Origin of the sequence: Amycolatopsis sp. CA-126428, assembly GCF_002904335.1 — a bacterium.
Taxonomy (GTDB): Bacteria; Actinomycetota; Actinomycetes; order Mycobacteriales; family Pseudonocardiaceae; genus Amycolatopsis.
The window spans coordinates 45930-67013 of record NZ_PPHF01000123.1; the positions used below are offsets into that span (position 1 = coordinate 45930).

Below are 21084 nucleotides of genomic sequence, written 5' to 3' on the forward strand. Positions count from 1 at the left end.
GCCGGCCGTCCGGTAAAGAAACTGAACCGGTAAGAAATCTGAACCGGAGGGGTTTCGTGCTGCTGGACGCCGCCCGCGAGTGTGCCGACCTCGCCAAGACCCTCGCGCCCGTCACCGAGCGGCAGCGTGCGTTGCCGCCCGAACTGGTCGCCAAGCTGACCGGCGCCCAGCTGTTCCGCACCGGCGTCCCCGGGTACCTCGGCGGTCCCGAAGCCCCGCCGGCCGTCAGCCTCGAAACCGCCGAGACGGTCGCGCGCGGGGACGCCTCGGCCGGCTGGTGCGTCTCGATCGCCGTGACGAGCAGCCTGCTTTCGGCCTACGCCCCGCGGAAATGCGCCGAGGAGGTCTTCGGAGACCCGCGCACGGTCGCCGCCGGCGTCTGGGCGCCGCGCGGGACCGGCAAGAAGGTCGACGGCGGGTACGTCGTCTCCGGCCGGTGGGCGTTCTGCAGCGGCATCCCGCACGCCGACTGGCTCTTCGCCGGGTTCGTCCATGAACAGGCCCTCTACGTCGCCGCGTTGCCGAAGGCCGAGATCGAAGTGCTCGACACCTGGCACACCAACGGCCTGCGCGGGACCGGCAGCCACGACTGCGTCGCCGGCGAACTGTTCGTCCCGGAGCACCGCGTCTTCTCGGTGATGGCCGGCCCGCCCGCGGAAGCCGTTGCGCTGCACCGGTTTCCGCTCTTCGGCTTCTTCGCGCTGTCGGTCGCGGCCGCGGCGCTGGGCAACGCGCGCGGTGCGATCGACGACCTCGTCGAGCTCGCCTCGGCGCGCCAACCGCTCGGCTCCAGCCGGTCGCTCGCCGAGCGGTCGGGGACCCAGGCCGCCGTCGCGGAGGCCGAAGCGGCCCTGCGTGCGGCCCGGCTGCTGTTCTACAGCAGCATCGACGACGCCTGGCGGGCCGCGCAGGGCACCGAACCGGTGCCGGACGCGCTCAAGCTGGGCCTCCGGCTGGCCGCGACGCACGTGACGCGCACGGCCGCGAAGGTCGCCGAAAGCATGTACGACCTCGGCGGTGGCTCGGCGATCTACGAGACTTCGCCGCTGCAGCGCCGGTTCCGCGACGCGCACACCGCGACCGCGCACTTCCAGGTCAACCCGGCCAGCTACGAACTTCCCGGCAAGCTCCTGCTGGGGGTCCCGGCCCGGACGGAACAGCTGTGATCGGCCACCGGTTCACGGCGGACTCCGTCAGCCGCGCGCTCGACCTGGTCGGCGAGCGGTGGAGCCTGCTCATCCTGCGCGAGACCTTCTTCGGCGTGCGCCGCTACGGCGAGTTCGCGCGCAACCTGGCCATCCCGCGCCCGACGTTGTCCGCGCGGCTGAAGACCCTCGTCGACGCCGGCGTGCTCGAGCGCGTCGACCCGGTGCCGGAGTACGTGCTGACCGCCGCCGGGCGGGACCTCTTCGGCGCCGTCGTCACGCTCATGCAGTGGGGCGACCAGCACCTCGCCGGACCGGAGGGACCGCCGATCCTCCTGCGGCACCACGACTGCGGCGAGATCGCCGGGACGTTCGTGGCCTGCGCGCACTGCGGCGGCGCGATCACCACCGACCGGGTGACGCCGGAGCCGGGGCCCGGTTTCCGCTAGCTCGCGGCCTTCTTGCGCTGGTGCCCGACCACGAACCCGCCGAGGATGATCAGGAACACCACCAGGGTGAGGATCCAGCCGGTGACGCCGAACGGGTCATCCTTGGCCGCCGGCGCGGCCGCCGACGTGCCGCCGTTGCCGGTGCCGCCGTCGGCGAGCACGGACGGATCGCCGTTCGACGGGGCCGCGGCGGGCGGCCGGTAGGTGATCTGGCCGACCGGCGCGGCGCGGTCGTCCTCCAGCGCGAAGCCGTAGTCGAGCAGCTTCGCCGCCTGGTCGACCACCTTGGTCGGCTTCTGCTCCGCCCGCAGCATGACGACCGCGAGGCGCTTACCCTTGCGCTGCGCCGCGCCGACGTACGTGTGGCGCGCGTCGTCGGTGAAGCCGGTCTTGCCGCCGAGGAAACCGGGGTAGACGCCGAGCAGCTTGTTGTCGTTGAAGATCGGGATGGCCGGCTTCCCGCCGGCCGGCGGGAACTCGAAGTTCTTCGTCCCGACGACCTTCGCGAACTCCGGCTGCTTCATCGCGTAGTTGAAGATCAGGCTGAGGTCGTAGGCCGAGGTCGACATGCCCGGCCCGTCCAGGCCCGACGGCGTCGCGGCGCGCGTGTCCAGCGCGCCGATCTTCGCCGCCAGCGCGTTCATCTTCACCACCGCGGAGTCGGCCCCGCCGAGCGCCGTGGCGAACGCGTGCGCGACGTCGTTGCCCGAGTGCATCAGCAGGCCGTGCAGCAGCTGGTCGACGGTGTACTGGCCGCCGGCGACGAGGCCGACGCAGGTGCACTCCTGCTCCGCGTCCTCCTTCGTCGCGACGATCGTCTGCTGCGGGTCCAGCTGGGTGACGACGACCAGCGCAAGCAGCGTCTTGATCAGCGACGCGGGCCGCTGCCGGGCGTGCGGGTCCTTCGCCGCGACGACCGCGCCGGTGTCGAGGTCCTGCACCAGCCACGACGCCGCGGTGTTGCCGTCCGGCGGGTTGAGCGCGCCGTCCGGGGTGACCAGGCCGCACTCGGCCATCCGGTTGCCGCCGACCGGGACCGCGGGCACGGCCAGCGGCGCCGGGGCCGGCTTGCCCGGCGCGGGCTTCTCCGACGTGTCGACCGGCGGCGGCGGAGCCTGGCGGTTCGCGCACTGGCCCTGCTGCGGCGCGGCGGCGGCCAGCGCCGGGGTGCTCAGGGCCAGGAGGGCGGCGGCGAGCGTCGTCGTGAAGACCTTGAGCGACCGGGAGACAACAGAGTGCACCCACGCAATCTAGCGCCGCGGCCCGCGTCGCATACTCAGGGGCATGCGCATTTCACGCGGCACCTCGCTGTTCCTGCTGGCCTTCGGTGTGTGGTCGTGGATCATCTGGATCACCTTCGCCAAGAACCTGTGGGACAGCGACCGGGCCTGGACCCCCGACGGCTCGCCCACCGCGTACTTCGTGGTGCACGCCGTGCTGACGGTCGTGTCGTTCGTGCTGGGCACGATCATCGGCGTGCTGGGCTGGCGTGGCGTGCGCGCCACTTCGCGCGTCTCCTCCTGACTTTGGTCGGTGGCGCGGCCTCCGGGGCCGGTTTAGGTTGACGCCACAGACCCTGGAGGTGGAATGTCCCGTTTACGCCGAATGGCGGCCCCGCTCGTGCTGGCCGTCGGGGGCGGCCTGTTCGCGGCGGCCCCGGCCGCCGAGGCCGCGCCGGCCGCCTGCGACACGACGAGCACGCCGTACACCTACGTCGTGACGTACCAGCCGGGCACCCGCGCGTCGGCCGTCGACAAGGAGCTGGCGGCCAAGTGCGGGACGAAGGTCGCCTACTACGCCCCGATCGGCGTCGCGATCGCGAGCTCGCGCAACGCGGACTTCCAGCAGAAGATCGGCGTCTACCGGGCCTACTCGGGCGGCAAGGACGTGGCTTCCCAGGGCGCCGCCGCCTCGGCTCGCTCGCTGGGTGCGGTGCGGACGCTGGAGGACACGCGCTCCGTCGCCGCCGCGGGTGACCTGTCCGCGCAGCAGTGGGACATGAAGGCGATCCACGCGCCCGAAGCGAACAAGATCTACCAGGGCAGCCGCGCGGTGACGGTCGGCGTGCTCGACTCGGGCATCGAGGCAACGCACCCGGCCCTGAAGGCGGCGGTCGACCCGGCCGCTTCGGCGGGCTGCATCACGGGCGCGCCGGACCTGACACCGGCCTCGTGGGCCCCGACGACGTCGGACCACGGCACGCACGTGGCGGGCACGATCGCCGGCAAGGACAAGGCGGCGGGCTTCACGGGCATCGCGCCGGGCGTGCGGCTGGCCTCGGTGAAGGTCGTCAACGACGCCGGCTACATCTTCCCGGAGTCGGCGGTCTGCGGGTTCGTCTGGGCGGCCGAGCACGGGTTCGCGGTGACGAACAACAGCTACTACATCGACCCGGGCATGTTCTACTGCCCGAACCAGCCGGGCGACGCGGCGGCGTTCGAAGCGGTCCGCCGCGCGGTGGCGTTCTCAACGCACCGAGGCGTCCTGAACGTGGCGGCGGCGGGCAACTCCGGTTTCGACACGACCAAGCAGACAACGGACCCCAACCGCCCCCACCCGGTCGACTCGACGTGCGGCATCCTCCCGAAGGCGATCGACGGCGTCGTGAAGGTGTCGGCGGTCGGCTACGCGGGCACGAAGTCATCATTCAGCAACTACGGCAAGATCGACGTAACAGCCCCGGGCGGCGACTTCGTCCAGATCCCACCGGACGGCGCGGGCCCGTCGTGTCCGCTGTCGACGGTGGTGGGCGGCCAGTACGGCTCGAAGTGCGGCACATCGATGGCCTCCCCGCACGCGGCAGGCGTGGCGGCGCTGATCGCATCGCGCTTCCGGGGCATTTCACCGCAGATCCTGGCCCGGGTGCTGGAGGGCGAGGCGGACGCGGTGAAGTGCGCAGCCACGGAAACGGAGTGCACAGGCCCGGCAAAGAACAATTCGTACTACGGCCACGGCCTGGTAGACGCCCTGGACGCGGTGCACTGACCCAAGGGCGCAACGCCCAGTAAAGGAGCAGGGTGGTCATCCCGTCGCCTGAGGCCGCAAAATCACTTTGAGCCGGGCCCGCAACCCACAGACCAAGGCGAGACGACAGCGCAAGCTTGCGGGCCCGGCTCAAAGTGATAGGCCTCGATCAGGCGACGGGATGACCACCCAGCGACCCACCTCGATAACGAGAGACAGCGGCGGCGAGGGGCGGCCATCCCAGAGCCTGCCCGTCCGGCGAGGACAGTCTTTTGTCTTTCTACCGCGGCAGGGCGGCCGAAGGGCCCCTCCACTCGCCGAGCGGAGGGGCCCTTCGGCCGTTACAACGTCAGACGCGCTTGAACAGCAGGGCGCGCTTAACTTCCTGGATCGCCTTGGTCACCTGGATCCCACGGGGACACGCGTCCGTGCAGTTGAACGTCGTGCGGCAGCGCCAAACACCCTCACCATCGTTGAGGATGTCCAACCGCTCCTCCGCCCCCTCATCACGGGAGTCGAAGATGAACCGGTGGGCGTTCACAATCGCGGCCGGCCCGAAGTACGAGCCGTCGTTCCAGTACACCGGGCACGATGACGTGCAGCACGCGCACAGGATGCACTTCGTGGTGTCGTCGAAGCGGTCGCGGTCGGCCTGGGACTGGATGCGCTCGCGCGTCGGCTCGTTGCCGTACGTGATCAGGTACGGCTTGATCGCGCGGTAGGCCTCGAAGAACGGGTCCATGTCGACGTAGAGGTCCTTCAACGTCGTCAGGCCCTTGATCGGGGCGATCGTGATCACCGTCGGCTTGCCGGACGCCGACAGCAGGTCCTTCATCAGGACCTTGCACGCCAGGCGGTTGATGCCGTTGATCTGCATCGCGTCGGACCCGCAGACGCCGTGCGCGCAGGAGCGGCGGAACGAGAACGTGCCGTCGATGTAGTCCTTGACGTAGAACAGCAGGTTCAGCAGCCGGTCGGTGCGCTGGGCCGGGACGTCGTAGGACTCCCAGTGCGGCTCCGAATCGACCTCCGGGTTGAAGCGGAGGATCTTCAGCGTGACCGTGATCGGGGTGTGGTCCGAGTCCGACGAAGCGGCCGGAGCTTCAGTAGCGGTGGTCATCAGTACTTCCGCTCCATCGGTTCGTAGCGGGTGAAGGTCACGGGCTTGTAGTCGAGCCGGATGTCGGATGACAGACCCGAGCCCTGCTTGTAGGCCATGGTGTGCCGCATGAAGTTCGTGTCGTCGCGGGTCGGGTAGTCCTCGCGGGCGTGACCGCCGCGGGACTCCTTGCGCGCCAGCGCACCCACGATCAGGACCTCGGCCAGCTCCAGCAGGAAGCCCAGCTCGACGGCCTCGAGCAGGTCGGTGTTGTACCGCTTGCCCTTGTCCGACACGGTGATCCGCTGGTACCGCTCCTTGAGCGCCTGGATGTCGGTCAGCGCCTGCTTCAGCGTGTCCTCGGTCCGGTACACCGAAGCGTGCGAGTCCATCGTTTGCTGCATTTCCTTGCGGATGTCGGCGACGCGCTCGTCGCCGTGCTCCGACAGGAGGCCCGCGAGCTGGTCTTCCACCAGCTTCGTGGGGTCCGCAGGCAGCTCGACGTGCTCGTGCGCCAGCGCGTATTCCGCGGCCGCGATGCCGGCGCGGCGGCCGAACACGTTGATGTCGAGCAGCGAGTTCGTGCCCAGGCGGTTCGAACCGTGCACGGACACGCAGGCGACCTCGCCCGCCGCGTACAGGCCGGGGATGACGTTCTCGTTGTCCCGCAACGCTTCGCCGTGGATGTTGGTCGGGATGCCGCCCATCACGTAGTGGCACGTCGGGAAGACCGGCACCGGCTCCTTCACCGGGTCGACGCCCAGGTAGGTCCGGGAGAACTCCATGATGTCCGGGAGCTTCGCGTTCAGCGTCTCCTCGGGGATGTGCGTGACGTCCAGGACGACGTAGTCCTTGTTCGGCCCGCAACCCCGGCCCTGCAGCACTTCCTGCACCATCGAGCGGGCGACGATGTCGCGCGGCGCGAGGTCCTTGATGGTGGGGGCGTAGCGCTCCATGAACCGCTCGCCGGAGGCGTTGCGCAGGATCCCGCCCTCGCCGCGGACGGCTTCGGAAATGAGAATCCCCAGGCCCGCGAGGCCGGTCGGGTGGAACTGGAAGAACTCCATGTCCTCCAGCGGGAGGCCCTTGCGGAAGATGATGCCGAGGCCGTCACCGGTGAGGGTGTGCGCGTTCGACGTCGTCTTGAAGATCTTGCCCGCGCCGCCGGTGGCGAACACGATCGACTTCGCCTGGAAGACGTGCAGCTCGCCGGTGGCCAGCTCGTAGGCGACGACGCCGGAGGCGACCGGGTTGCCGTTCTCGTCCGGGGTGGTGACGAGGTCGAGCACGTAGAACTCGTTGAAGAACTCCGTGCCGTACTTGACGCAGTTTTGGTACAGCGTCTGGAGGATCATGTGCCCGGTGCGGTCCGCGGCGTAGCAGGCGCGGCGGACCGCGGCCTTGCCGTGGTCACGCGTGTGCCCGCCGAAGCGGCGCTGGTCGATCTTGCCCTCGGGCGTGCGGTTGAACGGCAGGCCCATCTTCTCGAGGTCGAGGACCGCGTCGATGGCCTCCTTCGCCATGATCTCGGCGGCGTCCTGGTCGACCAGGTAGTCGCCGCCCTTGATCGTGTCGAAGGTGTGCCACTCCCAGTTGTCCTCTTCGACGTTCGCCAGCGCGGCGCACATGCCGCCCTGGGCCGCGCCGGTGTGGGACCGGGTCGGGTAGAGCTTGGTGAGGACCGCGGTGCGGGCGCGCTGGCCGGACTCGATGGCCGCGCGCATCCCGGCGCCGCCGGCGCCGACGATCACCACGTCGTACTTGTGGACCTGCATGGTGGGAAGTCTCCGGGTCAGTTCGCGGGCATGTTCGGGTCGAAGGTGAAGATCACCATCGTGCCGACGGCGAGGATCAGCACCATCGAGACGTACAGCAGGATCTTCAGCCAGAACCGCGTGCTGTCCTTACGGGCGTAGTCGTCGATGATCGTGCGCAGCCCGTTGCCGCCGTGGATCTCGGCGAGCCACAGCATCAGCAGGTCCCAGAACTGCCAGAACGGCGAGGCCCAGCGGCCGGCGACGAAGCCCCAGTTGATCCGGTGCACGCCGCCGTCGAGGATGTTCATGATCAGCAGGTGGCCGAGCACCAGGACGACCAGGACCAGCCCGGAGATCCGCATGAACAGCCAGCTGTAGAGCTCGAAGTTGCTCCGGCGCGCGGCGGGGCGCTTCGGCGCGCGCGGGTTCGCGAGGGCGAGGTCGGCCATGTCAGTTACCCCCGAAGAGCATTTCGGCGGTGCGCTTCAGCATGAAGAACGCACCGGGGACCATCACGACGACCCAGACGACGCCGATGACCCACAGCATCGCCTTCTGCAGCTTCGGGCCCTTCGACCAGAAGTCGACCAGCATGACGCGGATGCCGTTCAGCGCGTGGAACAGCACCGCGCCGACCAGGCCGACCTCCAGGAGGTTCACGATCGGCGTCTTGTAGGTCTCGATGACCTGGTCGTAGGTGTTCGGCGACACGCGCACCAGCGCGGTGTCGAGCACGTGCACGAACAGGAAGAAGAATGTGAGCACGCCGGTGATGCGGTGCAGCACCCAGGACCACATGCCGGGGTCGCCCCGGTAGAAGGTCCCCTGCCGGCGTGAGGCACCCGCCCGATCGCTCGCCCCTGCCGCAGTGTTGGTTCCCGCCCCCGGAGGGGGCGATCCCACCCCGCTGGCAGTGCTCGCCGTGGTGGACATCGGTGAACGGCCTCCAACGTCTGACTGTGCGCCCGGTGGCCGGTGAGGTCCGCTGTCGCCGCGGGAACGGCGGCTGTGCCGAGATCAACGTCATCGAGCCTGGATGAATCGAATGCTAGACCCGCACCCGAAAGGCGGCTCACCTCCGGGTTCCCCTCTGTGATGGACCAGACACCGGTACTCCCGCACCGCCACCCGGCGGTGTGGTGCAGCGCACTCGGTGGCGCGGCGCCCAGGAGTGTCCCGATGAACGGTCATCAGACCTCTGAGAGATCTGATATCTGATGCGCTACGCCGAACGGCTGGTGATCGTGGTGTGTCATTGACCATCTGCGACGTCGTCCCTAGCGTCGCTCGGGCAAACATCGGATCTCTCACGATGGGGTGACGTTCTGGTGCGACGACTCGGCTTGGTGATCGCCGTCGCGGCTCTGCTGCCCGTGGTGTCGGTCACGCCCGCGCAGGCACTGCCCGACGGACTGGCGCTGACACCGCCGATGGGCTTCAACAACTGGAACACCACCGGCTGCGCCGTCGACGAGCGGCTCATCCGCGACACCGCCGACATCTTCGTCGACAAAGGACTCAAGGCCGCCGGCTACGAGTACGTCAACGTCGACGACTGCTGGGCCGAGCCGGAGCGCGACGCCGACGGGCGCATGCAGGCCAACAAGGCCCGGTTCCCCGGCGGCATCAAGGCGCTGGCCGACTACGTCCACGCGAAGGGCCTCAAGTTCGGCATCTACACCAGCGCGGGCACGCTGACCTGCGCGAAGACCCAGCCGGGCGCGCTCGACCACGAAGACGTCGACGCGCAGACGTTCGCGGACTGGGGTGTCGACTACCTCAAGTACGACAACTGCAACAACCAAGGCCGCCCGGCGCTCGAGCGCTACACGAAGATGCGCGACGCGCTGAAGAAGACGGGTCGCCCGATCGTGTACTCGCTCTGCGAGTGGGGCGAGAACAAGCCGTGGACGTGGGGCGGCGACGTCGGGCACCTGTGGCGCACCACCGGCGACATCAAGGACAACTGGGCGAAGATGGTCCAGATCCTCAAGGCGAACGCGCCGCTGGCGCCGTACGCCGGGCCGGGGCACTGGAACGATCCCGACATGCTCGAGGTCGGCAACGGCGGGATGACGACCGGGGAGTACCGCTCGCACTTCTCGCTGTGGGCGATGATGGCCGCGCCGCTGCTCATCGGGGCCGACCTGCGCAAGGTGTCGCCGGCGAACTTCGACGTCCTGCGCAACGCCGGGGTCATCGCGCTCGACCAGGACCGCCGCGGCGTCCAGGCGCGGGTGCTGTCCAACCAGGACGGACACTGGGTGTTCGCCAAGCCGCTGTCGAACGGGGACGTGGCCGTCGCGCTGTTCAACGAGACGACGTCGTCCGCCATGATCGGCACCACCGCGGCGGCCGCCGGGCTGCCGAAGGCCGCCGGGTACAGCGCGCGAGACCTCTGGGCGCACCGCGACCTCCAGACGGCGGGCCGGCTCTCCGCGGTCGTCCCGCCGCACGCGACCGTCGTCTACCGGGTCCACGCGGGCGGCTCGTGGTGGCGGAACGCGCCGCTGGTGAGCACCGGCATCGAGCTGGCTCCGCCGGTCCCGGGCGTCCCGGGCGAGATCACGCCCGCCGGGCAGCCGTTCGAGGTCACGGTGTCGGCGACCGACGAGGCCCGCGTCCCGGTGTTCGACCCGCGCGTGACGCTCACCGCACCCGCCGGGTGGCACGTCGAGCAGGTGACGCGGCCGCGGGCCGTCGTGCTCGGGACCGGCGAGACCGCGGCCGGCCGCTGGCGGGTCACCCCGCCCGCCGGGACCGAGGGCACGACGGCGGTGCTGCACGGCGGCGTCACCTACCGCGCGCTCGGGTTCGGGCCGGTCACCTGGACCGGTGACCAGCAGCTGACCGTGCCGGCGGCACCGCCCACTGCGTCCGCGTGGGCCAGCGACCTGCGCTGGGCGGCGGAGAAGAACGGCTACGGCCCGGTCGAGCGGGACATGTCCAACGGCAGCATCCCGGCCGGCGACGGGAAGCCGCTGACGATCAACGGCGTCGTCTACCCGAAGGGCCTCGGCGCGCACGCACCCAGCGAAGTCGTCTTCTACCTGGGCGGGCGCTGCACGGCGTTCACCGCGGACGTCGGCGTCGACGACGAGCGCGAGGCGACGAACAAGCAGGGCTCGGCGACGTTCGAGGTCTACGCGGACGGCATGAAGGCGGCTTCGACCGGCGTGCGCACTTGGCAGGACCCGGCGACGCCGCTGGCGGCTGACCTGCACGGGGCGCGCTACCTGCGGCTCGTCGTCACCGACGGCGGGGACGGCAACTCCTACGACCGCAGCGACTGGGCCGGCGCCCGGCTCACCTGCGCTTGACCCGTCGTGAGTGGGAAGGCGGGTTAGAACCCGCCTTCCCACTCACGACCCCACCTACGGGAAGGGGCCCTGCATGAAGAAGCGGATGGGAACGGCGGCCGCCTTGGCCGCCGGGGTGGCGCTGGTCGGGCTGCCGGCCGCCGGGCAGCCCGCGCCGGTGACGTCCTGGACGCTCACCGCGCCGGGGACGTCGCTGGCGCCCACGCCGGCCGCGCACATCGCCCTGGACCGGGGCCGGCTCACGCTGTCGGTCACCCGCGGTGCGACGACGGTGCTCGAGCCGTCCGCGCTCGGCGTCGAGACGGCGAACGGCGACCTCACCCAGGGGCTGAAGGTCACCGGGTTCAGCCAGCGTCCGATCCACGACGAGTACCCGACCACCACCGGCAAACGCTTGCGGCACACCTCCGACGCCGCCGAGACCACGCTCGACGTCAAGGGGCCCGGTGGCGCGTTCGCCGTCGTGGTCCGGGTCTCCCGCGACGGCGTCGCCTACCGGTACGTCTTCGACACCCCGAAGTGGGTGACGGTCGTGGGCGAGGCGTCGGAGTTCGCCGTCCCGCAGACCGCCGACTCCTTCCTGCTGCCGTTCGACAACGGCCGCAGCGACTACGAGAGCATCCACGTCCACAAGCCGGTCGCGCAGCAGGACCCGATCGAGTACGGCTACCCGGCGCTGTTCCACGTCGGTGACACCTGGCTTTCGGTCCTCGAATCCGACCTGAACGGCAGCTACGCGGGCTCCCGGCTGACGCTCACCCCGCAGCACCGCTTCCGGCTGACCCTCGGCGACCCGGCGGAAGTCGCGAAGGGACCCCTGGCCACGCCGTGGCGGGCGATGATCGTCGGCGATCTCGCCACCGTCACGGAGTCCGACCTGAGCACCGACCTCGCGAGCCCGGCGAAGATCGCCGACACGTCGTGGATCAAGCCCGGCGCGGGGGCGTGGTCGTGGTGGTCGGAAGGCACCGGCGACCTGGCGCTGCAGGAGAAGTACGTCGACCTCGCGGCGAAGGAGGGCTGGGCGGACAACCTCGTCGACTCGGGCTGGAACGCCGCCTGGGTGCCCGACCTGGTCGCCTACGCCAAGCAACGCGGCATCGGGATCTGGCTCTGGGCCGACGCGAAGATCACCGACACCGACAGCGAGCGGGAGAAGAACTTCAAGCAGTACGCCGACTGGGGCGTGGCCGGGCTGAAGATCGACTTCGTCGAGTCCGAACGGCAGGACCGCACCCGCTGGTACGACGCGGTGCTCGCGGCGGCCGCGAAGTACCACCTGATGGTGAACTTCCACGGCGCGCCGATCCCGCGGGGCATCCAGCGGACCTGGCCGAACGTGCTGAGCGTCGAGGCGGTGAAGGGCGCCGAGGGCACGAAGCCGAAGCCGGGGCGCGTGCCGTTCCCGATCGAGCACTACCTGACGCTGCCGTTCACGCGGAACCTGTCCGGCTCGATGGACTTCACGCCGGTGACCTTCTCCGGCGTCCGGCCGACCAGCGACGGCGGCGAGCTCGCGCTGTCGGTGCTGTTCGAATCCGGCGTCCAGCACTTCGCGGACAGCGTCGCGAGTTACGACGCCCACCCCGTCGCCGAGCGGCTGCTCAAGGGCATCCCGACGGCGTGGGACGACACGCGGCTGCTGGCCGGCGACCCCGGGAAGCTCGCGGTGATCGCCCGCCGCGGCGGCGCGCAGTGGTACGTCGGGGCGTTGGCGGCGGGGCCGGCGACCCGGCTCGACGCGCCGCTCGATTTCCTCCCTCCGGGTGATTGGCTGGCCGAGATCTACGGCGACGGCGCCGACGGGCAGCTTCAGGTGACGACACAGCGCGTGACATCCGGCGGCGTCCTCACCGTTCCGGTGGCCGCGAGCGGCGGATTCGCGGCCCGCCTCTGCGTCGCCGCCGCGGGCGCGTCGACCTGCCCCTGAGTAGCCCGAATGGCCGCTGCGGGCTGCCATCGGGCCACGGAAAGCCCTGGTGGTGGCCCGCTGGGCCGCTTTTTGCCCGGCCGCTGGTCCGTTCGGATGATCACATTCGGTGTCCGGTTCGTCGCGCGCGCGACTCGTGAGTAAACGTTTGTGTTACGTAGCGTGCCTTTCCTATGGCGCATTCCTGTCCGCCGGGTACGGTCTGGCGGTCGACCCGGCAGTAGGGCCGGGTCGTGCCCTTGACCATCCGCTGGATCAGCGGGGAGGGAGACACACGTTGCGTCGCATGCGTGGAACCGCGCTGGCCGCCGCGGCCATGGCCGGGGTGCTCGCCCTGGCCGGGTGCGCCAAGGACTCGGGCGGTGGCAGCACGAACAACACCGCGAGCTCGTCGGGTGGCTCGGACTGCGTCACCGCGCAGAAGCCGCCCGCCGCACCCGCCGCGGCGAGCAGCTCGACCGCCGCCGGGGAGAAGGTCGACGGCAGCAAGCTCAAGATCGGCCTGGCCTTCGACGTCGGCGGCCGGGGTGACGCGTCGTTCAACGACGCCGCCGCCGCGGGTACCGACAAGGCGAAGTCCGACCTCGGCGTGACGACGGTCAGCGAAAGCACCGCCTCCGCCAGCGAGGCCGAGTCGGCCAAGCAGCAGCGCCTCGACCAGATGGCTTCGCAGGGCCTGAACCCGATCGTCGCGGTCGGCTTCGCGTACGCGGACTCGGTCAAGGCCGTCGCCGCCAAGTACCCGAACACCAAGTTCGCGATCGTCGACGACGACTCGATCCAGCTGCCGAACGTGACGCCGCTGGTGTTCGCCGAGGAGCAGGGCTCGTTCCTGGCCGGCGTCGCCGCCGCGTACAAGAGCAAGAACTGCCACATCGGCTTCGTCGGCGGTGTCAACACCCCGCTGATCCAGAAGTTCGAGGCCGGCTTCCTGCAGGGCGCGAAGACCGCTTCGTCCAAGATCAAGATCGAGGACGAGTACCTCACCCCGGCCGGTGACTTCTCCGGGTTCCAGGACCCGCCGAAGGGCAACGCGAAGGCCGCCGCCGAGATCGCCAAGGGCGCGGACGTCGTCTACCACGCCGCCGGCGCCTCCGGTAAGGGCGTCTTCGACGCCGCCAAGGCGGGCAATGCGCTGGCCATCGGGGTCGACTCCGACCAGTACAACCAGAAGACCGTCGCGGCCGACAAGGACGTCATCATCACGTCCATGCTCAAGCGCGTCGACGTCGCGGTCTTCGACTACATCCAGGCCGTCGCCAAGGGTGACCTGACGGTCCTGCCGAAGCGGTTCGACCTCAAGGTCGACGGCGTCGGCTACGCCACCTCCGGCGGCAAGGTCGACGACATCAAGGACGTCCTCGACGGGTACAAGGCCCAGATCATCTCGGGCGCGATCACCGTTTCGGACAAGCCGCAGAAGTAGCTCAACGCGTGCCGGGGCTCGGAGGAATTCTCCTCCGGGCCCCTCACGCGTTCCAGAGATATGGAATTCTCCCGCCCATGAGCACAGCCGAGGCCCCGGCCGAGGCCGTCCCCGACCGGGGCGCCCCCGCCGTCCAGCTGACCGGGATCACCAAGCGCTTTCCCGGCGTGGTGGCCAACTCCGACGTCAACCTCACCGTCACCGCCGGCGAGGTGCACGCCATCTGTGGCGAGAACGGCGCCGGCAAGTCCACCCTGATGAAGATCCTGTACGGCATGCAGCCGCCGGACGAGGGCACCATCGCGATCAACGGCGAAGAGGTGAAACTGCGCAACCCGCAGGACGCCATCCGCGCCGGCATCGGCATGGTGCACCAGCACTTCATGCTCGCCGACAACCTGACCGTCGGCGAGAACGTCTTCCTCGGCGCCGAGGGCCTGCACGGCATCGGCCGCGCCGCCCGCGCGCGGCTGGCCGAGCTCGCCGAGCGCACCGGCCTGCACGCCAAGCCGGAGACGCTGCTGGAGGAGCTCGGCGTCGCCGACCGCCAGCGCGTCGAGATCGTCAAGGTGCTCTACCGCGGGGCGAAGATCATCATCCTGGACGAGCCGACCGCGGTCCTCGTGCCGCAGGAGGTCGACGCGCTCTTCGAGACCGTGCGGGAGATGAAGGCCGGCGGCTACACGTTCCTGTTCATCTCGCACAAGCTCGACGAGGTCCGGGCGATCGCCGACACCGTCACGGTGATCCGCCGCGGCACCACCGTCGGCACCGCCGACCCGAAGACCATCACCTCCCGCCAGCTCGCGGAGATGATGGTCGGCTCCGAGCTGCCCAGCCCGGAGACCCGCGAGTCCACGGTCACCGACCGGGACGTGCTGCGGCTGACCGGGCTGACGCTGGGCGCCGAGGGCTCCGGCCGCAACGCGCTCGACGACGTCTCGTTCACCGTGCACGCGGGCGAGGTGCTCGGCGTGGCCGGCGTCGAGGGCAACGGCCAGACCGAGCTCGTCGAGACGATCATGGGCATGCGCAAGCCGACCGGCGGCACGATCGAATTGGTGGACGCCGAGGGCAAGGCGCGCGACCTCACCAAGGCGGGCACGCTGGCGCGCCGCGAGGCCGGTATCGGCTACATCGCCGAAGACCGCACCCGGCACAGCCTGCTGCTCACGCAACCGTTGTGGGTCAACCGGATCCTCGGTTACCAGACCCGCGAACCGGTCTCCAAAGGACAGTTGCTCGACATCGCCGGCGCCCGCGCCGACACCGAGCGGATCGTCCGCGACTACGACGTCCGCACGCCGGGCATCGACGTCCCGGCCGCGGCGCTCTCGGGCGGCAACCAGCAGAAGCTGATCGTCGGGCGCGAGCTGTCCGGCAACCCGGTGCTGCTGGTGGCTTCGCACCCGACACGCGGTGTCGACGTCGGCGCGCAGGCGCTGATCTGGGAGCAGATCCGCCTGGCCCGCGCCGCCGGGCTCGCGGTGCTGCTGATCTCCGCCGACCTCGACGAGCTGATCGGCCTGTCCGACACGATCCGGGTCATGCTGCGCGGGCGCCTCGTGAGCGAGGCCGACCCGGCGACGGTGACCCCGCAGGAACTGGGCTCCGCGATGACCGGCGCGGGAGAGGGTGACGAAGAATGACCTCCTGGCGCACGAAACTGCTGCCGCCGCTGCTGGCGATCGTGTTCGCCGTGCTGCTGTCGGCGATCGCGCTCATCATCTCCGGGGCCGATCCGCTGCAGGCGTACGGCACGATGATCGGCCAGATGTTCAAGGGCTCGACCGCGGTCGACACGGTGAACCTGGCGACGGTGTACTACCTGTCCGGCCTCGCGGTCGCCATCGGCTTCCAGATGAACCTGTTCAACATCGGTGTCGAAGGCCAGTACCGCTTCGCCGCCGTCGTCGCGGCCATCGCGGGCGGCGCCATGAAACTGCCGCCGGTCATCCACGTCGTCGCGATCCTCGTGGTCGCGGTCGTCGCGGGCATGGCCTACGCGGCTGTCCCGGCGATCCTCAAGGTGACCCGCGGGGTCAGCGAGGTCATCTCGACGATCATGCTCAACGCGATCGTCGCCGGCATCATCGCGTTCCTCATCAACGCCGACCAGTTCGGCGTGCAGCGCGGCAACAACATCGGCACCCGCGTGATCGAGCCGTCCGGCCGGATCCCGGGCATCCCGCTCGGCTCGGGCACGCTGTTCGGCTTCGTCGTCATCGCCGCGCTCATCGGCGGGGCCTACTGGTTCATGCTCAACCGCACCCGGTTCGGCTTCGAACTGAAGGCGTCCGGCGAGTCCACCACCGCCGCGGCCGCGGGTGGCGTCAGCGCCAAGAAGATGACGCTGATTGCGATGCTGCTCTCCGGTGGCGTCGCCGGCCTGGTCGCCATGCCGGAACTGCTCGGCCGCGACTACAGCTACGGCATCACCGCGACGCAGATGTACGGCTTCACCGGCATCGCGGTCGCGCTGCTCGGCCGCAACCACCCCGGCGGCATCGCGCTCGGCGCGCTGCTGTGGGCGTTCCTGGACACCTCCGCGGTGTCGCTGGAGCAGATCAACGTGTCCAAGGAGATCGCGACGATCATGCAGGGCATCATCGTGCTGTCGGTCGTCGTGGCGTACGAGATCGTGCGGCGCGCCGACCTCGCGGCCGAACAACGCAAGGTCGGGCGCGCACTCGCCGGCCGCAAGGGTTCCACGGTCGCCGAAGGGGGTGCGGTGTGATCACCGACGTCGCTCCCGAATCCGGCTCGACCATGCCGGTGCAGCGCAAGCGGGGCCGGGTGCCCGGCTGGCTGCGCGGCGTGATCTGGGCCGTGATCGCGATCGCGGTCATCTCGACGGCGTCGTACTCCACGGGCGTCGCCGCGCTGACGTCGTCCAACACTGCGTCGACGGCGTTGCGCCTGGCGCTGCCGATCCTGCTGTGCGCGCTGGGCGGTCTCTGGGCCGAACGCGCGGGCGTGGTCAACATCGGTCTCGAGGGCATGATGATCCTCGGCACCTGGGGCGCCGCCTGGGGTTCGTACTACGGCGGCGCGTGGTCCGGCCTGCTGGCCGCGCTGCTGTTCGGTGCGCTGGGCGGGCTGCTGCACGCGGTGGCGACGGTGACGTTCAACGTCAACCACATCGTCTCCGGCGTCGCGATCAACCTGCTCGGCCTGGGTGTCACGAAGTACCTGGCGAACCTGATCTTCGCGCCGATCTCGGGCAACCCGCGGCAGTCGCCGGTGGTGCCGAAGTTCGACACCTACTCGGCGACGTTCCTCTCGGACTGGCTGGGCGACCTGGAGAAGGAGCAGCGCGTCGGGATCTCCGACGTCGCGGGCATCCTGCGCGGGCTGGTCACCGAAGTGGCGCCGCTGACGATGCTCGCGATCATCCTGGTGCCGGTGAGCTTCTGGGTGCTCTGGAAGACCCGGTTCGGCCTGCGGCTGCGCTCCTGCGGCGAGAACCCGGTCGCGGCCGAGTCCCTCGGCGTGAACGTGTACCTGCACAAGTACGTGGCCGTGATCATCTCCGGCGCGTTCGCCGGCATGGGTGGGGCCTCGCTGGTGCTGCTGCGCGGTGGCGCGGACTACCTGGAGAACCAGACGAACGGCCGCGGGTACATCGGCCTGGCGGCGATGATCTTCGGCAACTGGCGCCCGGGCGGCCTGCTCGGCGGCGCGGCGCTGTTCGGCTACGCGGACGGCCTGCAGCTCGCCGGCGGCGGCGAAGCGGTGCTGGCGCTGCTCTATGGCGCGGTGATCCTGGTCGCCGTGATCGTCGTCGTGCAGCTGTTCCGTCGCCAGTGGATCGCGGCCGGGCTCGGCGTGGTCGGCGCGGGCGTGCTGTACGCGATCTACTGGGCCAACGACACGCTGCCGTCGGACCTGATCCCGTACACCGCGCACTTCGTGACGCTGATCGTGCTGGCCGTGGCTTCGCAGCGGCTGCGGCCGCCGAAGGCCGACGGGCAGCCGTACCGACGGGGTGAAGACTGATGACCACTTTGTCCTCTGTGGATTGGGACGCGCTGCGTTCTCAGGCGATCGAAGCGGCTTCCCATGCGTACGCGCCCTATTCGGGCCTGCACGTCGGGGTGGCCGGGATCGTCGACGACGGCCGGGTCGTGACCGGGTGCAACGTCGAAAACGCTTCCTACGGGCTCGGGCTGTGCGCCGAGTGCACGATGGCCGGGCAGCTGCGGCTCTCCGGCGGCGGCCGCCTGGTCGCCGTGGCGTGCCGCAGCGGCGCGGGTGACCTGCTGATGCCGTGCGGGCGTTGTCGGCAGATCCTGTTCGAGCTGGGCGGGTCGGCCTGTTTGGTGGACACCCCCAGCGGGGTGCTGCCGATGTCCGACGTTCTGCCGGACGCCTTCGGCCCGGACGACCTGCCGTGAGCGCGTTCGCCGCGGTCGACGTCATCCGGACCAAGCGGGACGGTGGCACGCTTTCCGACGAGCAGATCGACTGGGTCGTCGACGCCTACACCCGCGGTGACGTCGCCGAAGAGCAGATGTCGGCGCTGGCCATGGCGATCTTCCTGCGGGGGATGACCTCGGCCGAGATCTCCCGGTGGACGCACGCGATGATCGCGTCCGGCGAGCGGTTGTCGCTTGCGGTGTCCCGGCCGACGGTGGACAAGCACTCGACGGGCGGGGTCGGCGACAAGATCACGCTGCCGCTGGCGCCGCTGGTGGCGGCGTGCGGCGCGGCCGTGCCGCAGCTGTCCGGGCGCGGGCTCGGCCACACCGGCGGGACGCTCGACAAGCTGGAGTCCATCCCGGGCTGGCGCGCTTCACTGTCCACTTCGGAGATCCAGGCGCAGCTGGAGGACGTCGGCGCGGTGGTCTGCGCGGCGACGTCCGGGCTGGCGCCGGCGGACAAGAAGCTGTACGCGCTGCGGGACGTCACCTCCACGGTGGAGTCGATCCCGCTGATCGCCAGCTCGATCATGAGCAAGAAGATCGCCGAAGGCGCGTCCGGGCTGGTCCTGGACGTGAAGTTCGGGTCGGGCGCGTTCATGAAGTCGTTGGACCAGGCCCGGGCGCTGGCTTCTGCTTTGACGTCGATCGGCGCGGACCACGGTGTCCCGACGACGGCGTTGCTGACCGACATGAACGTCCCGCTGGGGCGGGCGGTCGGGAACGCGGTGGAGGTCGCGGAGGCGGTCGACGTGCTCAAGGGCGGCGGTCCCGCGGACGTGGTGGCGCTGACCGTGGCCTTGGCGCGGGAGATGCTGGCCCTCGCGGGTCTCGACGTGGACCCGGGGGCGGTGCTGGCTTCGGGCGAGGCGTACGAGGTCTGGTGCCGGATGATCGCGGCCCAGGGCGGCGACCCCGCGGCGCCGCTGCCGACGCCCTCTCACGTGCACACGGTCGTCGCTCCGGCTTCGGGCGTGCTGGCATCGCTGGACGCCTACGCCGTGGGTGTCGCGGCCTGGCGGCTCGGCGCGGGGCGCGCCCGCAAGGAGGACCCGGTCCAGGCGGCGGCGGGCATCCTGTGCCTGGCCAAGCCGGGAGACCGCGTCGCCGAGGGTGACCCGCTGCTGGAACTCCACACGGACACACCCGACGCGGTCCCGGCGGCGCTGGCCGCTCTCGAGGGCGGCTTCACGATCGCTTCGTCGGCTCCGGAGCCGGGCCCGATCGTCGTGGAGACCATCCGCGGCTAGGTCGACTGTGATGATCGTCGCCAAGATGATCACCCGTCCGAGTGACATGAGAAGGCCCCCGCCGGGATCCGGCGGGGGCCTTCTTTTGTGCGTGAGCCCTACTCCGTGGCTTCTTCCGCGCCTTCGCCCGGCTTGCCCTTCACGTCGGCCGGCTTCGGGGCGCGGCCGTTGCGGGAGCTGCGACGCGGCTGGCGCGGCGCCGGCGGGGGCGGGGAGATCTGCTGGACCGCCGGGCCGCCGCCGAGCATCAGCTCCGCGAACGTCGCCATCGCCTCGTCGAGCTGGCCGCCGATGCGGCGGACGCTCTCGTCGTTGCTCTTGCGGACCAGCGAGTCCACCGAGTCGGTGTCCGGCTGCTTCGACAGCGTGCCCTCGACCTTCGACAGCCCCGCCTTGAGCGCGCCGTCGAGGTCGCCGATGCCGGACAGGAAACCGTCCTCCACCTTGTCGAGGCGGCCGGCCAGGTCGTCGAGGCGGGTGGTGACCGTTTCGAGCCGGTTGCCCAGGTTCTCCAGCCGGTCGGACGCGTCGATCATCTCGCCGGTCTCGGTCAGCGCGACCTTGAGTGCCTCGGTGTTGGCGTCGATCCGCTCGTGGGTCGTGCGGCCCAGCTCGCCGACGCGCTCCTGCGTGACGCGGCTCAGCTCGTCGACCTTGCCCCGCAGCTCGTGGTCGGCGTGGTCGACGCGCTCGCGCAGCGCCGCCTCGGTCTGCTCGATCCGCTCGCGGACCGGGCCGGTGACCGACTGCGGCAGCGACTCGATCTTCGCGTCCTGCTTGTCGAGGTGCCCGCCCAGCTCGTCGATCCGGCGGTGGATGTTCTGGAGCTTGTCCTCGAGCCCGTCCATCCGGCCCGCGACGCCCTCGAAGCGCGCGGCGACGCCGTCGAGGCGGCCGTCGAGCTGCGCGAAGGGCTTGGCGAGCTTGTCGACGATGCTCTCGACCGCGCGGGTGAGGGCGGCGATGGCCGCGTCCTGCGCTTCGAGGCGGGACATCGTCTCGTCGAGGCGCTCGGCCAGGACGCTGACCTCGGTGCGGTCGGGCATCTCGGAGAGCCGCTTGCGGACCGCGCCCAGCGAGTCCACCGGCGCGAGGCGGGCGTAGATGTCGTCGAGCGCGTCGAAGATCTGCTGCTGCTCGCTCTCACGCACTTCGGCCGCGCGCACCAGCATGTTGCGCATCCGGTCGAAGGACGGGGCGGCAATGTGGTTGTCAGTGGTCACTGCTGTGTGTCCTTCGTCGGCGGGGAAATGGAGGGACGTGCCACGAAGCTTATCGATTGCAAAAATTGCTGTCTGTATGGCCCCCGTGAAGAGGCTATTA

General features: G+C 70.2%; 18 protein-coding genes. 12 read left to right on the plus strand and 6 right to left on the minus strand.

Features of this window, described 5'->3' with window-relative positions; genetic code table 11:
* Positions 1-56: 56 nt before the first annotated feature.
* Together C2L58_RS29490 and C2L58_RS29495 are read left to right on the plus strand one after the other, a co-directional pair.
* Entirely contained in the window at positions 57-1166 is a 1110-nt protein-coding gene (locus C2L58_RS29490) for an acyl-CoA dehydrogenase family protein (protein ID WP_103340938.1), read from the plus strand.
* Positions 1163-1594, plus strand: a complete 432-nt coding sequence (locus C2L58_RS29495) for a winged helix-turn-helix transcriptional regulator (RefSeq protein WP_103340939.1) — start codon at positions 1163-1165, stop codon at positions 1592-1594. The genes C2L58_RS29490 and C2L58_RS29495 overlap by 4 nt, the downstream gene beginning before the upstream one ends.
* Here C2L58_RS29495 and C2L58_RS29500 read toward each other — a convergent pair.
* Positions 1591-2835, minus strand: a complete 1245-nt coding sequence (locus C2L58_RS29500; RefSeq protein WP_103340940.1) for a D-alanyl-D-alanine carboxypeptidase family protein — start codon at positions 2833-2835, stop codon at positions 1591-1593. The two genes, C2L58_RS29495 and C2L58_RS29500, sit on opposite strands and share 4 nt — an antisense overlap.
* 43 nt (positions 2836-2878) lie before the next feature.
* Between C2L58_RS29500 and C2L58_RS29505 the strand changes: the two genes are divergently transcribed.
* Positions 2879-3118 (plus strand): SCO4848 family membrane protein, encoded by a 240-nt coding sequence (locus C2L58_RS29505; RefSeq protein WP_103340941.1) that lies wholly within the window; start codon positions 2879-2881, stop codon positions 3116-3118.
* Positions 3119-3181: 63 nt separating this feature from the next.
* A complete protein-coding gene (locus C2L58_RS29510; protein ID WP_199191500.1) occupies positions 3182-4579 on the plus strand; it encodes a S8 family serine peptidase in 1398 nt (465 codons plus the stop codon).
* A gap of 328 nt (positions 4580-4907) precedes the next feature.
* Here the strand turns inward: C2L58_RS29510 and C2L58_RS29515 are convergent, their stop codons facing one another.
* Genes C2L58_RS29515 through sdhC form a run of 4 tightly spaced genes read right to left on the minus strand, consistent with a single transcriptional unit; the run spans position 4908 to position 8347 of the window.
* On the minus strand, positions 4908-5678 hold the full coding sequence (locus C2L58_RS29515; protein WP_103340943.1) for a succinate dehydrogenase iron-sulfur subunit: 771 nt from the start codon (positions 5676-5678) through the stop codon (positions 4908-4910).
* Positions 5678-7432 carry a succinate dehydrogenase flavoprotein subunit gene (sdhA, locus tag C2L58_RS29520; RefSeq protein WP_103340944.1) on the minus strand — a complete coding sequence of 585 codons (1755 nt, stop codon included), beginning with the start codon at positions 7430-7432 and terminating at the stop codon, positions 5678-5680. Before sdhA ends, C2L58_RS29515 begins: the two co-directional genes overlap by 1 nt.
* Positions 7433-7449: 17 nt before the next feature.
* The gene (locus C2L58_RS29525; protein ID WP_103340945.1) at positions 7450-7863 is read right to left on the minus strand and encodes a succinate dehydrogenase hydrophobic membrane anchor subunit; all 414 of its coding nucleotides are present in this window, start codon (positions 7861-7863) and stop codon (positions 7450-7452) included.
* Position 7864: 1 nt separating this feature from the next.
* Complete coding sequence (sdhC, locus tag C2L58_RS29530; protein WP_233226011.1) at positions 7865-8347, minus strand: succinate dehydrogenase, cytochrome b556 subunit; 483 nt, start codon at positions 8345-8347, stop codon at positions 7865-7867.
* A gap of 395 nt (positions 8348-8742) precedes the next feature.
* Between sdhC and C2L58_RS29535 the strand changes: the two genes are divergently transcribed.
* The 8 genes from C2L58_RS29535 (at position 8743) to C2L58_RS29570 (ending at position 19761) form a co-directional block, all read left to right on the plus strand.
* Positions 8743-10734 (plus strand): NPCBM/NEW2 domain-containing protein, encoded by a 1992-nt coding sequence (locus tag C2L58_RS29535; protein ID WP_103340947.1) that lies wholly within the window; start codon positions 8743-8745, stop codon positions 10732-10734.
* A 73-nt stretch (positions 10735-10807) separates the two neighbouring features.
* Positions 10808-12664 (plus strand): glycoside hydrolase family 97 protein, encoded by a 1857-nt coding sequence (locus C2L58_RS29540; protein ID WP_103340948.1) that lies wholly within the window; start codon positions 10808-10810, stop codon positions 12662-12664.
* Between the two features lie 286 nt (positions 12665-12950).
* The gene (locus tag C2L58_RS29545) at positions 12951-14090 is read left to right on the plus strand and encodes a BMP family lipoprotein (RefSeq protein WP_103340949.1); all 1140 of its coding nucleotides are present in this window, start codon (positions 12951-12953) and stop codon (positions 14088-14090) included.
* 77 nt (positions 14091-14167) lie between these two features.
* Positions 14168-15739 (plus strand): ABC transporter ATP-binding protein, encoded by a 1572-nt coding sequence (locus tag C2L58_RS29550; protein WP_103340950.1) that lies wholly within the window; start codon positions 14168-14170, stop codon positions 15737-15739.
* Positions 15736-16827 carry an ABC transporter permease gene (locus C2L58_RS29555; RefSeq protein WP_103340951.1) on the plus strand — a complete coding sequence of 364 codons (1092 nt, stop codon included), beginning with the start codon at positions 15736-15738 and terminating at the stop codon, positions 16825-16827. The genes C2L58_RS29550 and C2L58_RS29555 overlap by 4 nt, the downstream gene beginning before the upstream one ends.
* 32 nt (positions 16828-16859) lie before the next feature.
* Positions 16860-18089, plus strand: a complete 1230-nt coding sequence (locus C2L58_RS29560; protein ID WP_103341089.1) for an ABC transporter permease — start codon at positions 16860-16862, stop codon at positions 18087-18089.
* Positions 18089-18487, plus strand: coding sequence for a cytidine deaminase (locus tag C2L58_RS29565; protein ID WP_369904255.1), 399 nt, complete (start codon positions 18089-18091; stop codon positions 18485-18487). The genes C2L58_RS29560 and C2L58_RS29565 overlap by 1 nt, the downstream gene beginning before the upstream one ends.
* Positions 18484-19761 carry a thymidine phosphorylase gene (locus C2L58_RS29570; RefSeq protein WP_103340952.1) on the plus strand — a complete coding sequence of 426 codons (1278 nt, stop codon included), beginning with the start codon at positions 18484-18486 and terminating at the stop codon, positions 19759-19761. The genes C2L58_RS29565 and C2L58_RS29570 overlap by 4 nt, the downstream gene beginning before the upstream one ends.
* Positions 19762-19859: 98 nt before the next feature.
* Here the strand turns inward: C2L58_RS29570 and C2L58_RS29575 are convergent, their stop codons facing one another.
* On the minus strand, positions 19860-20984 hold the full coding sequence (locus C2L58_RS29575) for a PA containing protein (protein ID WP_103340953.1): 1125 nt from the start codon (positions 20982-20984) through the stop codon (positions 19860-19862).
* Positions 20985-21084 lie beyond the last annotated feature (100 nt).